An 11,995-nucleotide genomic window follows, 5' to 3' on the forward strand; every position below is an offset into this window, starting at 1 on the left:
GCGCTTTCCTGTTCGAGCTAGCCAGCGCAGCCGACCAGCCCGGCGAGCGGCACCACCACCGTGTCGCGCCCCTCGCGATCCAGCCGCAGCGTCGCCACCGGCACCGCCGCCCCCGCGGTCAGGTTCTGCCGCAACTCCACCGTCATCTGCACAGTCGCGACCATGTCGCCAGCGCGGTAGACGCTCTCCGCGTTGAGGCCGAGCTGCGCACTGCCGGTCGCCCCGGTACGTGGCAGGTCGATGACCTTGCCATCGATCGACAGCCGCAGGGTCCCGGGGTCGGCGGTCGCCAATGCCGCCAGCGTGCGCGTCGTCCCGGTCGAGAAAAGATACGCCGCACAGCCCCGCGCCGGCAGCGACTGCTGGGGCAGCGGGCCAATCGGCAGGCCGTCGATACCCGATGATGGCGCGGCCGCCTGTGCAGCGAGCAGCAAAAACGCGAACTTCATGCCGCCATGCCTATCATGAGCAGCCACGCCGGGTAAGCCGCGATCGCCAGCAGCGTCCCCAGCGGCAGCGCGTCGTCGGCCGCGACCGCTGACCCGCGCACCCTCTGGAACAACACCCAGCCAAGCCCGATCAGCCCCGCCACCAGCATGACCGCCGGCAGCATCCGCCATCCCAGCGCAAGCCCGATCGCGCCGAACAATTTGGGATCGCCGCCGCCCAGCCCGTCGCGCCCGCGCCACCGGCGATAGCCCGCACCAATCAGCCACAGCACCGCAAAGCCACCAGCTCCGCCGATCAGCCGTTCGCCAAGCGCGGGCGGCGCAAGCCACGCCCCCGCCACCGCGGCCAACGCCAGCGCCGCGACCAACGGGTCGGGCAACCAGAAGTCACGCGCGTCCATCACCGCCAGCACCAGCAACAGCCAGCCGAACGCCGCACCGGCCAGCGCGACCGGACCCGGCGCGGCAAGCGCCGCAGCGACGCCGACGGCCGCGCATCCCGCTTCGATAAGGGGATGCAGCGGGTCGATCCGCGCCCCGCACGTCCGGCACCGCCCCCGCGCGACCAGCCACGCGACCAGCGGGATCAGCTCATCGGCTCGCAGCGACCGCCCGCATCCGTCGCAGGCCGAGCGTCCGTGCGTCACCGACCGTTCCTGCGGCCAGCGGATCGCGATCGTTGCGAGGAAGCTGCCGATGACGGCGCCCAGCACGCCCAATCCCAGCACCCACATCCACCGTCTCAGCCCTGCTTGCGAATCAGGTACCGATACACGCCGAAGCTGTTGATGCCGAGCAGCACGCCGTTCTGCACGCCCAACGGCTCGTCGCCGGTCAGCCACGCGCCCGCGATCCAGGCGATCGACGACGTGACGAAGATCGCCATGCCCCATCCGGTCACCCGGCGGCCGCTGTCCAGCGACACCATGAACGCGGCTGCGATCCCGCTGAGCGCCGCATACCATTTCAGCGCTTCATCAATGGCTTGCATGAAGGCGGGCCTAGTCGTTTGCGCCCTGCCGGACGAGTGCTTACATGCCGATCGAGATCAAGCGAGGAACCGCGAAATCATGGCTACCGACCCCATCGTCATCCTGTCCTATGCGCGCACCCCGATGGGCTCGATGCAGGGCAGCCTCGCCGCGCTGTCGGCCAGCGAGCTGGGCGCCGCCGCGGTGAAGGCCGCGGTCGAGCGCGCCGGGGTCGACGCCGCCGCGATCGAGCGCATCTACATGGGCAACGTCCTGTCGGCCGGCGTCGGCCAGGCGCCGGCACGACAGGCCGCGATCCTCGCCGGGCTGGGCGAGCATGTCGAGGCGACGACGCTCAACAAGGTCTGCGGATCGGGGATGCAGGCTGCGATTCTCGGTGCCGAGGCGCTCGGCGCCGGCTCGATCGACCTGCTGGTTGCGGGCGGCATGGAGAGCATGACCAACGCGCCGTATCTGTCGAAGGCGCATCGCGGCGGGGCGCGGTTCGGGCATGACCGCCTGTTCGATCACATGGCGCTCGACGGGCTCGAGGATGCCTATCAGTCCGGCACCGCGATGGGCGTGTTCGCCGAGGACACTGCACGCGAATATCAGTTCACGCGCGAGGCGCAGGACGCGTTCGCGATCGCCTCGCTTACCCGCGCGCAGCAGGCGCAACAGTCTGGGGCGTTCGATCGCGAGATCGTCGCGGTGGAGGTGAAGGGGCGCAAGGGCACCACTACCGTCTCCACTGATGAGCAGCCGAGCAAGAGCGATCCCGCCAAGATCCCGACGCTGCGCCCCGCCTTCACCAAGGACGGCACCGTCACCGCCGCCAATGCCTCGTCGATCTCCGACGGCGCCGCGGCGCTGGTGCTGACGCGCCTGTCGGTCGCCGAGAAGCTCGGCATCACGCCGGTCGCGCGGATCGTCAGCCACGCCGCGCACGCCCACGCCCCGGCGCGCTTCACCACCGCCCCGGTGCCGGCGATGCGCAAGGCGCTGGAGAAGGCCGGCTGGTCGGTCGGCGACGTCGATCTGTGGGAGGTCAACGAGGCGTTCGCATGCGTCGCAATGGTTGCGATGCAGGAACTGGCGCTCGATCACGAGAAGCTCAACATCAACGGCGGCGCGTGCGCGCTCGGCCATCCGATTGGCGCGTCGGGCGCGCGCGTCCTGGCGACTCTGCTCGGCGGATTGCAGACCACCGGCCAGAGGCGCGGCGTGGCGTCGCTGTGCATCGGCGGCGGCGAAGGCGTCGCGATGGCGGTCGAACTGATGAACTGAGTCTTGCCGTCATTGCGAGCGTAGCGAAGCAATCCAGGGCGTCCTGGTCCGGCGCTGGATTCCTTCGCGACGCTCGCAATGACGCGCGAGCGGGCCTCGCCCGCCGCGATAAAACGTTGCACCGACCCGGATCAGCCACCTGAACGGTTGCGCAGCACGCCACTTCCGGCGATCCCCTCCTCATCCCCATCCCGAAGGAGGTTGCCCGCCTTGGAAGTCGTCTCGGTCGTTCTGTTGTTGTTGTTCGCGGTGGTCGTCAGCGGCGCGATCGCGCGCATTCTCCCGATCAATATCCCCGCCCCGCTCGTCCAGATAGCATTTGGCGCGGCGATCGGGATGGCAGCGAATTTGCGGGTGACGCTCGACCCCGAGATCTTCCTGCTCGTCTTCCTGCCCCCGCTGCTGTTCATCGACGGCTGGCGCATTCCCAAGGACGAGTTGCTGAAGGACGTACCGGTCGTCGTCGAACTGGCGCTCGGGCTGGTCCTGACCACGGTTGTCGGCGTCGGCTTCTTCATCGACTGGCTGATCCCCGCGATGCCGCTCGCGGTGTCGTTCGCGCTCGCCGCGGTCGTCTCCCCGACCGATCCGATCGCGGTGTCCGCGATCGCCGCACGCGTGCCGATCCCGCGCCGCATGATGCACATCCTCGAAGGCGAGGCACTGCTCAACGACGCTTCCGGCCTCGTCTGCCTGCGCTTCGCGATCGCCGCCGCGCTGACCGGCGCATTCTCGCTTGCCGACGCCGCCGCCAGCTTCGTGTGGCTCGCCGCTGCCGGAATCGCGATCGGCGTCGTCACCACCGTCGCGATCACCCGCGCCAAGGCTTGGGTGTCGCGGCGCTTCGGCGAGGATATCGGGTCGCAGGTGCTGGTCAGCCTGCTGATCCCGTTCATCGCCTATATCGCCGCCGAGCATGTCCACGCCTCGGGCATCCTCGCGGTGGTCGCGGCCGGCGTGACGATGACCTTCGCCGAGCTGTCGCGGCAGGCGCTGCCCGCGACGCGGATGCGCCGCAATTCGGTGTGGGACACGATCCAGTTCGCGCTCAACGGCATCATCTTCGTGCTGCTCGGCGAGCAACTGCCGGTCATCATCGCCGGCGCGCGCGACACGGTGCGACTGACCAACCACGACAATCCCTGGTGGCTGGCGCTTTATGTGCTGGCGATCGTCGCGGTGCTCGCCGGGTTGCGCTTCGTCTGGGTGTGGCTGTCGTTCCGCCTGACGGTATTGCGCCGCAGCGTCAACGACTCGCCGTTGCGCAGCCCCGACTGGCGAGTCTTCGCGGCGATGTCGCTCGCCGGTGTGCGCGGCGTCATCACGCTGGCGGGCGTGCTCACGCTGCCGCTGGTGCTCAGCGACGGCTCGCCCTTCCCGGCGCGCGATCTTGCGATCGCGCTTGCTGCCGGGGTTATCATCGTGTCGCTGGTCGCGGCGAGCATCGGGCTGCCGCTCGTCCTGCGCGGCCTCGCGCTGCCGCCCGAGCCGTCGAAACAGGGCGAGGAAAATCGCGCGCGCGTCGCCGCCGCCCGTGCCGCGATCCGAGCGGTCGATGGCGCGCAACACGATCTGTCACGCGACCGCGACGACGTCGACGTCTATGCCGAGGCGGCGACGCGGATCATGGACCTGTACCGCGAGCGAATCCGCGTCCGCGTCGACGGCGAGCCCGAACTGGCCGTCATCCAGCAGAACGAGCGCATCGACCGCGTGCTGCGACTGGCGGCGATCCGCGCCGAGCGCGAGGAGGTGTTCCGGATGGAACGCGCCCGCGCGATCGGCAGCGAAACCGGTCGCAAGCTGACCCGCGAGCTGGACCTGCTGGAGGGACGTCTGCGGGGGTGAAGCCGCACCGGGGTGCCCGCGAAGGCTAAAGCGGTCCAGCTCTTCTCCGTCATTCCCGCGCAGGCGGGAAACCAGACGCGCAGGTCATCGTAAGAGCCACTAACGTCCGCGGTTCTGGATTCCCGCCTGCGCGGGAATGACAAAAGAGCTGTTACCCCTGCTCCGCCAGCGAAAAAATCCGCCACGCCGCGACCCACTTAACTCCCGGCTCGGCCCACGGCAGACGACGCTGGTAAGCGTCCATCTTCGCCTCCCACGCCTGCACGTCGGGGTCGGCCGCATCCGCCGCCGCCTTGCGCGCGGCATCGAAGGTCGCGTCGGTGTCCATCACCATCACCAGCCGCCCGCCGGTGCGATAGATGTCCATCGCCACGATCCCCGCCGCGCGGATGCTGGCGATGACCGGCGCAGGTACCGCGCCGGCTGCGTGCCACGCCTCATAGGCCGCGACCGCCTCGGGCTCGTCAGCGATATCGACCAGCAGGACGTGGCGTTGGGTCATGCCTTATATGCCACGACGGTCTGGCGCTGCTGCCCCAGCCCTTCGATCCCCAGTTCCATGACGTCACCCGCCTTCAGGAACACCGGCGGCTTCTGCCCCATGCCGACGCCCGGCGGCGTGCCGGTCGAGATTACGTCGCCGGGCTGCAGCGACATGAACTGGCTGACATAGCTGACGATGAACGCCGGCTTGTAGACCATCGTCGCCGTCGATCCGTCCTGATAGCGATGGCCGTTGACCGCCAGCCACATGCCCAGCGCGGTCGGATCGGCGACCTCGTCGCGCGTTACCAGCCACGGCCCGATCGGCCCGAACGTGTCGCAGCCCTTGCCCTTGTCCCACGTCCCCTGCCGCTCGAGCTGAAACGCGCGCTCCGACACGTCGTTGATGACGCAATAGCCCGCAATGTGCTGCTCGGCATCCGCCTCGTCGACGTAGCGCGCTTCGGTGCCGATCACGATCCCCAGCTCGACTTCCCAGTCGGTCTTGGTCGACCCCTTCGGGATCTCGACGTTATCGTCGGGGCCGATGATCGCGCTGGTCGCCTTGGTGAAGATCACCGGCTCGGTCGGCACCGTCGCACCGGTCTCGGCGGCATGATCCGAATAATTGAGCCCGATGCACAGGAACTTGCCAACCGCACCGACGCACGGGCCATAGCGATCAACCGCGACCACCGGCAGCGTCGCCGGATCGATCGCGGCCAGCCGCGCCAGCTCGGCAACGCCCAGCGCCGCGCCCGCGATATCGGCGACATGCGCCGACAGGTCGCGGACCTGCCCCTGCGCATCGACCATCCCCGGCTTCTCGGCGCCCGGCGCCCCGTAACGTACCAGCTTCATGCGCTTTTCCTCAATTGACCCATCCGCCGTCGATGACATGCACCGCGCCGGTCGTGAAGGCCGCGTCGTCGCTGCCCAGATAGGCGACAAGCGCCGCAATCTCTTCGGCACGCCCCAGCCGACCCATCGGCTGCCGCGCGACGAACGCCTGTTGCGCTGCCTCGTAATCGCCGGTGTCGCGCAGCCGCTGCTGCAACGACGGCGTGTCGACCGTGCCCGGACAGATCGCGTTGCAACGGATGCCCTGCCCGACGAAATCGGCCGCCACCGCCTTGGTGATCCCGATCACCCCCGCCTTGGTTGCGGTATAGGCGAAACGGTTGGGGATGCCCTTCACCGAACTGGCGATCGACGACATGTTGACGATCGCGCCGCCGCCCGCCGCCAGCATCCCCGGCAGCACCGCGCGGATCGTGCGCGTCATCGCGGTCATGTTGATCGCGACCGCCTGGTCCCATTCGGCGTCGGTCAGATCGAGAATGGTCCCGGCGTGGACGATGCCCGCGATGTTGGCGAGCACGTCGATCCGCCCGACCTCGCCGACCAGCGCAGCGATCTGCGCCGCATCGGTGACGTCGAGTGCCCGCTGCTCGCACGCGTCAAGCCCCGCCAGCGCCGCCGCATCGATATCGGTCGCGATCACGCGCGCGCCCTCGGCGGCATAGCGCAGGGCGGCGGCGCGCCCGATCCCGTTGCCCGCCGCGGTGATCAACGCGACCTTGCCCTTTAACCGGCCTTCCATTCAACGCTTCCTCATTCAACGACTACCTGCAGCGACCGGCAGGCACGCCGGCCCAACCGGGTCGAAGGCCTTGTAGGTCAGGATGAATTCGCGGTGACCGAGCGCTTCGGACACGCTCTGTTGTCCGCCGGCCACCGCCATGATCGCATCGACGATCTCCGCACCGACCTCGTCGAGCGTCGCCTCGCCTTCGAGGATGCGCCCGGCGTTGATGTCCATGTCCGCCGCCAGCCGCCGCGCCGTCTCCGGGTTCGCGCAGATCTTGATGACCGGCGCGATTGCCGAGCCGACCACCGAACCCCGCCCGGTCGTGAACAGTGTCAGGTGACACCCGCACGCGATCATCTCGACGATCTCGGCATTGTCGGAGATGTTCGGGAAGCCGAAGCGCGGCTCGCCATCCGGCACGACGTCGAGCAGATACAGCCCGCCCGCCGGGGGCACGTCACCGGGCTTGATGATCCCGCTGATCAGCGACGATCCCGATTTGGAATACGCCCCCATCGACTTCTCTTCCTGCGTCGTCAGCCCGCCCTCGGCATTGCCGGGTGCGAAGCTGCCGAAGCCCATGATCGTGTAATATTCCTCGGCCTTGCGGACGCAGGCCACGATCTCGTCGCCCAGCTCGGGGGTCAGCGCGCGATCGGCCATGATCCCCTCGCACCCGACCAGCTCGCCGGTCTCTTCGAAGATGCAGGTCGCGCCGTCCGCCACCAGTCTGTCGAACGCGCGCCCGACCGCGGGATTGGCGGTGATCCCGCTGGTCCCGTCCGACCCGCCGCAGATCGTCCCGACGATCAGTTCGTCGACACGCATCGGCACGCGCGGCACGTCGGCGATCTGCGCCTTGACCCGCGCGACCGCCTCCAGCCCGGCGGCGATCGTCGCCGCGGTGCCGCCGGTCTGCTGGATGACGTACAGCTCGACCGGACGGCCGCTGTCGCGGATCACCTGCTGCAACCGCTCGCGGTCGAAGCTCTCGCAGCCCAGCGACACGATCACCACGCCGCCGACATTCGGATGCGTCGTCACCGCCTCCATCACCCGCGCCGCATAGGCATTGGGATAGCAGCCGGGGAAGCCGATCAGATGCACGTCGGCGTCATCGGCCTTGTCGACGATCTTGCGCGCGACGTGATGCGCACACTCCACCAGATACGCGACCGCGACGGTGTTGCGGATGCCCTTGCGCCCGTCGGCGCGCTGCCATGCCGCGATCACGCGCGCTGCTCCGTCACGGTGCTGCGCGTATGGCTGGCGATATAGTCGCTCTTCATATTGTGCATATGGACCCATTGTCCGGCCGCCGCCGCGTCGGTCATCGACCCGATCGGCGCGCCATATTTGATGACCTTGTCGCCCGGCTTCAATTCGGCGCGCGCGATCTTGTGGCCGACGGTGACGCCCTCGCGCGCCGGGATCGTCCCGCCCGACACCGGCAGCAGATCGCCCGCCGCGATCGGCGCGACGCAGATCATCACATTGTCGTCGGGGTGGAGCAGGATCAGTTGCTGCGGCGCGCGCGCTTCCAGCGCCGGCCACAGGTCGTCGGGGATCGGGGCGGCGATCCGCGTGCGCAGATCGGCGACCTCGTCCGGGTTGCCAAGCCCGGCGAGCACGCACGCCACCGCCGGATGCCGCAGCGGGAACTGGATCGCGGCGGCCGGCAGCGATACGCCGGCGGTCGCACAGGTCCGGGCGAGCGCACGCGTCCGCTCGACCAGCGCGGCCGGCGGGGCGGCATAATCGTAATGCGACTGCGCCGGATCCGCCTCGTGCGGATCGCGCGCCAATATGCCGCTGTTGTACGCGCCGCCGATGATGACGCGCACGCCCCGCACCTGGCAGCGGTCGAGGAACGGCGTCGCGCTGCGATCGAGCAACGTATAGCGCCCGGCGAGCAGGATTACGTCGAGCGGCACCCGGTCGAGCAATTCCTCGCACACCGCGACCTCGTTGACGCCAATTCCGATCGCGCCGACCACGCCGGCATCGCGCAACGCCACCATCGCGGCATAACCGCCATCAAGGAAGTCGCGCAGGTGGCGCTCATGGGCGTCGCCATGCGTCAGCCGCCCGAGATCGTGTGCCAGCAGCACGTCGACGCGGTCGCGCTGCAATCGCGCGCAGCTCGCGTCGAACGAACGCCGCACGCCGTCCGCGGTATAGTCGAATACCGGCTCGAACGGATCGGCGTCGACGAAGCCGTGCCGGGTGCCCGACGCACCGGTCGGCGCGAGCAGCCGCCCGACCTTGGTGGAAACCGCGCACGTCCGCTCCGGATCGTGGCGCGACAGCGCCGCGCCGAGCCGCCGCTCGGCCAAACCAAAGCCATAATGCGGCGCGGTGTCGAAATAGCGGACGCCAGCATCCAGCGCCGCGGCGACGGTTCCCTCTGCCGTGGCATCGTCGATCGCGCGGTAGAGATTGCCGATCGCGGCGGTTCCCATTCCGAACCGCGGCAGCGCCTCACCTGCCCGGTCGAGCGGCGGTGCGCTGGGGGTCGAATTCTGGAACATGCACGCTTCCTCTCCCGGCCCCACCCTTGTCGCGTGAGCACTACGGCAACATTCTAAGGCACGGGCATGACAATTGAAATGTGAAAAATGCTTTTATTGACGGGAATTGGCAGGTGCTGGTGTCGTTGCCCGCGCGTGGCTAGGGTGCGTCGACCATGACGAATCCGCCCCGCTATCAGGCTCCTGCGCTCAAAAAGGGGCTGGAGATCCTCGAACTGCTCGCCACCTCCGAACAGGCGCTGACGATGTCGGACATCTCCGGCGCGCTCGGCCGGTCGGTGGGCGAGATCTTCCGCATGCTTCAGGTGCTGGAGGAGCATCGCTACATCGCGCGCGACGACGACGGCTATCGTCTCACCAATCGCCTGTTCGCGCTGGGCATGGGCCGCCCGCCGGTGCGCGACCTTACCGTCACCGCGCTGCCGGTGATGCAGGTGCTGGCGCGCGCGACCGGACAGAGCTGCCACCTCGCGGTCGCGTCGGGTGCGGAAATGGTGGTGATCGCCGGGGTCGAGGCGCCCGGCCTGTCGGGCTTCGCGGTACGCGTCGGCTATCGCCGCCCGCTCCATCGCTCGAATTCCGGGCGTGTGCTGCTCGCTTTCCAACCGCCTGCGGTGCGCGCGGCAATGGTCGCGGAAGTTCGCGAGGCGGGCGGTGACATCGACCCGGCGCTCGGCAAGCAACTCGACGCGCTGGTCGCGGAGGGGGACGCGGTCACCCCGAGCCCGATGCTGGAGGGAATCACGGATTTGTCGGCACCGGTCCTCGAACATGGCGCAGCCCGCGCCGCGCTGACGGTCCCGTTCGTCGCCGGCCGCGCGGCGCGCGTGTCGCTCGACGAAACGCGCGCGCTGCTTCGCGACGCGGTGCGCTCGGTCAGCGCGCAGCTCCAGCCGACGATCGACTAGTGCCGGTCGTCGCGAGCGGCGCGAAGCATCCAGGGCTTCCTGGTCCGGCACTGGATGGCTTCGCTGCGCGCGCAATGACGATCAGGGACGCCGTCACCCCACCATCGCCAGCATGATCCGCGTCGAGCAGATCGAGCAATGCAGCGCGCGCGCCGCCCCTTCCGGGCAGTCGATGCATGCGCGCTGCGGTCGCGATCCGTTCAGCAGGTCGATCAACATCCGCTCGTCCGCCGACAGCGCCGCCGCCGTGCCGACCGCGAACTCGCGCCCCAATGCCGCCTCGTACAAGGTCATCAGACTGTCGAACACCGGCGCCAGCATCCCAGCCCCATGCGGCGCGAGCAGTCGGTGCAACCGCTGCTGCGTACAGGCATGACGGTCGCGCGCCGCGCGCCACCCGCGCGCCAGCGTCGGCAACAATTGCGCAATCCCGCGCGACGGCGACGATGACGGATGCGCGACGATGCTCATGCCTGATCCTCCACGACCGGGATCAGGCTCTAGCTTACTTGCGAATGATTATCAATAGATCATTCAACACCGATGGCTTCCAGCGAGCGCTGTTTGGTCTCGGGGAAGAACATCAGCACCACCACGAACTGCACCGCCATCATCGCCGCGAACACCACGAATGGCAGCCCGCGCGTGTGCGCGGCGATCACCGGGAACGCCATCGCGATCACCGCATCCATCGCCCAGTGCGTCGAGGAACCGAGTGCTTGTCCGCGCGCGCGGACGTCGGTCGGGAAGATCTCGCTGATATAAACCCAGATCACCGCACCCTGGCTGAACGCGAAGAAGGCGATAAACGCGATCAGCAACGCGAGCAGATATTGCTGCCCCTGCCCGGTCAGGAACACCGCCGCGGTTCCGCCCAGCGCCAGCGTCAGCCCGACCGACCCGATCAACAACAGCGTGCGCCGCCCCAACCGGTCGATCACCAGCAGCGCCAGCGCGGTGAACACGAAATTGCACAAGCCGATCGTCACCGACTGCCGGTCGGCAGACACCGCGTCATAGCCTGCCGCCGCGAAGATATCGTTGAGATAATAAAGGATCGCATTGATCCCGGAGAGCTGGTTGAACGACGCCACCGCGAAGGCGAGCAGGATCGGCTTGCGATGCCGGGTCCACGACAGCCGCGGCGCGCTGCCGACCGCCACGGCGGCGGCGGCGCGGGCATAACTGTCCAGCTCGTGCCGCGGATCGGCGACCCCCAGCCGCACCAGCACCTCCTCGGCCTCGTCCTCACGTCCCTTGGCGGCAAGCCAGCGCGGGCTGTCAGGGATCGCGAACATTAATCCGAGCAGCAGCAGCGCCGGCACCGCGCTGATCCCGAACTTCACCTGCCAGTCGCCCGCGCCGAGATCGAAGCTGCCGACGATTGCATTGCTCAGATAGGCGGCGAGGATGCCGAGCACGATGTTGAGCTGGAACGTCCCCACCATCAACCCGCGGCGCTCGGCGGGCGCGATCTCGGCAAGATACACGGGAGCGAGCACCGACGACGCGCCGACCGCCAGCCCCGCCATGACGCGGAACACGATCAGCGCCGGCCAGCTCCACGCGATCAGGCACCCCAGCCCCGACAGGCAATAGAGCAGCGCGATCCCCTTCAGCGCGTTGCGCGCGCCGTAGCGATCGCCCGGCAACCCGGCGAGCAACGCCCCCGCCAGCGTCCCCCACAATGCCGCCGATACCGTGATGCCCACGCCGCTCGCGTCCAGCGCAAAGGCGGTGCGGATGCCTTCCGTCGTCCCGGCGATCACCGCGGTATCGAAGCCGAACAACAGCCCGGCCAGTCCACCCACCAGCACGCCGCGCAGCAAGGTCGTGTTCAAAAGATCGTGCTCCGCCCGCATCGTCCGCCCCGCGCGGTCCGGTCGCGCACAGGGACCGCAAAGTGTGCCGTGCGTCAACCCGCACG

Annotated in this window: 13 protein-coding genes; 3 read left to right on the forward strand and 10 right to left on the reverse strand. The window is 68.6% G+C overall.

From position 1 onward, the window contains the following. Positions 1-17: 17 nt before the first annotated feature. The 3 genes from BACI71_RS13040 to BACI71_RS13050 are packed head-to-tail and all read right to left on the reverse strand — an operon-like array spanning position 18 to position 1,440. Positions 18-449, reverse strand: a complete 432-nt coding sequence (locus BACI71_RS13040) for a hypothetical protein (RefSeq protein WP_159759277.1) — start codon at positions 447-449, stop codon at positions 18-20. Next, positions 446-1,183, reverse strand: a complete 738-nt coding sequence (locus BACI71_RS13045) for a prepilin peptidase (RefSeq protein ID WP_201297370.1) — start codon at positions 1,181-1,183, stop codon at positions 446-448. The genes BACI71_RS13040 and BACI71_RS13045 overlap by 4 nt, the downstream gene beginning before the upstream one ends. A gap of 8 nt (positions 1,184-1,191) precedes the next feature. Next, positions 1,192-1,440 (reverse strand): hypothetical protein, encoded by a 249-nt coding sequence (locus BACI71_RS13050; RefSeq protein WP_201297371.1) that lies wholly within the window; start codon positions 1,438-1,440, stop codon positions 1,192-1,194. A 79-nt stretch (positions 1,441-1,519) separates the two neighbouring features. Between BACI71_RS13050 and BACI71_RS13055 the strand changes: the two genes are divergently transcribed. Together BACI71_RS13055 and BACI71_RS13060 are read left to right on the forward strand one after the other, a co-directional pair. Beyond that, complete coding sequence (locus BACI71_RS13055; protein ID WP_159759279.1) at positions 1,520-2,707, forward strand: thiolase family protein; 1,188 nt, start codon at positions 1,520-1,522, stop codon at positions 2,705-2,707. Positions 2,708-2,917: 210 nt separating this feature from the next. After that, positions 2,918-4,555 carry a Na+/H+ antiporter gene (locus BACI71_RS13060; protein WP_201297372.1) on the forward strand — a complete coding sequence of 546 codons (1,638 nt, stop codon included), beginning with the start codon at positions 2,918-2,920 and terminating at the stop codon, positions 4,553-4,555. 151 nt (positions 4,556-4,706) lie between these two features. Here BACI71_RS13060 and BACI71_RS13065 read toward each other — a convergent pair whose 3' ends face one another. Genes BACI71_RS13065 through BACI71_RS13090 form a run of 5 tightly spaced genes read right to left on the reverse strand, consistent with a single transcriptional unit; the run spans position 4,707 to position 9,160 of the window. After that, a complete protein-coding gene (locus BACI71_RS13065) occupies positions 4,707-5,057 on the reverse strand; it encodes an L-rhamnose mutarotase (RefSeq protein WP_159759281.1) in 351 nt (116 codons plus the stop codon). After that, complete coding sequence (locus BACI71_RS13070) at positions 5,054-5,899, reverse strand: fumarylacetoacetate hydrolase family protein (RefSeq protein ID WP_159759283.1); 846 nt, start codon at positions 5,897-5,899, stop codon at positions 5,054-5,056. Before BACI71_RS13070 ends, BACI71_RS13065 begins: the two co-directional genes overlap by 4 nt. Before the next feature lie 10 nt (positions 5,900-5,909). Continuing rightward, on the reverse strand, positions 5,910-6,641 hold the full coding sequence (locus tag BACI71_RS13075; protein WP_159759285.1) for an SDR family oxidoreductase: 732 nt from the start codon (positions 6,639-6,641) through the stop codon (positions 5,910-5,912). 15 nt (positions 6,642-6,656) lie between these two features. Continuing rightward, a complete protein-coding gene (locus BACI71_RS13080; protein ID WP_159759287.1) occupies positions 6,657-7,862 on the reverse strand; it encodes a UxaA family hydrolase in 1,206 nt (401 codons plus the stop codon). Continuing rightward, positions 7,859-9,160, reverse strand: coding sequence for an aldo/keto reductase (locus BACI71_RS13090; protein ID WP_159759289.1), 1,302 nt, complete (start codon positions 9,158-9,160; stop codon positions 7,859-7,861). Before BACI71_RS13090 ends, BACI71_RS13080 begins: the two co-directional genes overlap by 4 nt. 155 nt (positions 9,161-9,315) lie before the next feature. On the opposite strand from BACI71_RS13090, the gene BACI71_RS13095 reads away from it, so the two are divergent. Continuing rightward, positions 9,316-10,068, forward strand: a complete 753-nt coding sequence (locus tag BACI71_RS13095; protein WP_159759291.1) for an IclR family transcriptional regulator — start codon at positions 9,316-9,318, stop codon at positions 10,066-10,068. Positions 10,069-10,161: 93 nt separating this feature from the next. On the opposite strand, the gene BACI71_RS13100 is transcribed toward BACI71_RS13095, so the two are convergent. Both BACI71_RS13100 and BACI71_RS13105 read right to left on the reverse strand, forming a co-directional pair. Then, positions 10,162-10,539, reverse strand: a complete 378-nt coding sequence (locus BACI71_RS13100; protein WP_159759293.1) for a hypothetical protein — start codon at positions 10,537-10,539, stop codon at positions 10,162-10,164. Positions 10,540-10,598: 59 nt separating this feature from the next. Further along, positions 10,599-11,909 (reverse strand): sugar porter family MFS transporter, encoded by a 1,311-nt coding sequence (locus BACI71_RS13105; protein WP_236552976.1) that lies wholly within the window; start codon positions 11,907-11,909, stop codon positions 10,599-10,601. Positions 11,910-11,995 lie beyond the last annotated feature (86 nt).

It is taken from the genome of Sphingomonas sp. 8AM, from assembly GCF_902506455.1.
Lineage (GTDB): Bacteria > Pseudomonadota > Alphaproteobacteria > Sphingomonadales > Sphingomonadaceae > Sphingomonas.

What these genes read in the sequence shown, in the direction of transcription:
- BACI71_RS13095 (WP_159759291.1), top strand. Translation starts at nt 9,316, where the DNA reads ATGACGAATCCGCCCCGCTATCAGGCTCCTGCGCTCAAAAAGGGGCTG.
- BACI71_RS13050 (WP_201297371.1), bottom strand. Translation starts at nt 1,440, where the DNA reads ATGCAAGCCATTGATGAAGCGCTGAAATGGTATGCGGCGCTCAGCGGG.
- BACI71_RS13100 (WP_159759293.1), bottom strand. Translation starts at nt 10,539, where the DNA reads ATGAGCATCGTCGCGCATCCGTCATCGTCGCCGTCGCGCGGGATTGCG.
- BACI71_RS13045 (WP_201297370.1), bottom strand. Translation starts at nt 1,183, where the DNA reads ATGTGGGTGCTGGGATTGGGCGTGCTGGGCGCCGTCATCGGCAGCTTC.
- BACI71_RS13055 (WP_159759279.1), top strand. Translation starts at nt 1,520, where the DNA reads ATGGCTACCGACCCCATCGTCATCCTGTCCTATGCGCGCACCCCGATG.
- BACI71_RS13070 (WP_159759283.1), bottom strand. Translation starts at nt 5,899, where the DNA reads ATGAAGCTGGTACGTTACGGGGCGCCGGGCGCCGAGAAGCCGGGGATG.
- BACI71_RS13090 (WP_159759289.1), bottom strand. Translation starts at nt 9,160, where the DNA reads ATGTTCCAGAATTCGACCCCCAGCGCACCGCCGCTCGACCGGGCAGGT.
- BACI71_RS13075 (WP_159759285.1), bottom strand. Translation starts at nt 6,641, where the DNA reads ATGGAAGGCCGGTTAAAGGGCAAGGTCGCGTTGATCACCGCGGCGGGC.
- BACI71_RS13040 (WP_159759277.1), bottom strand. Translation starts at nt 449, where the DNA reads ATGAAGTTCGCGTTTTTGCTGCTCGCTGCACAGGCGGCCGCGCCATCA.
- BACI71_RS13065 (WP_159759281.1), bottom strand. Translation starts at nt 5,057, where the DNA reads ATGACCCAACGCCACGTCCTGCTGGTCGATATCGCTGACGAGCCCGAG.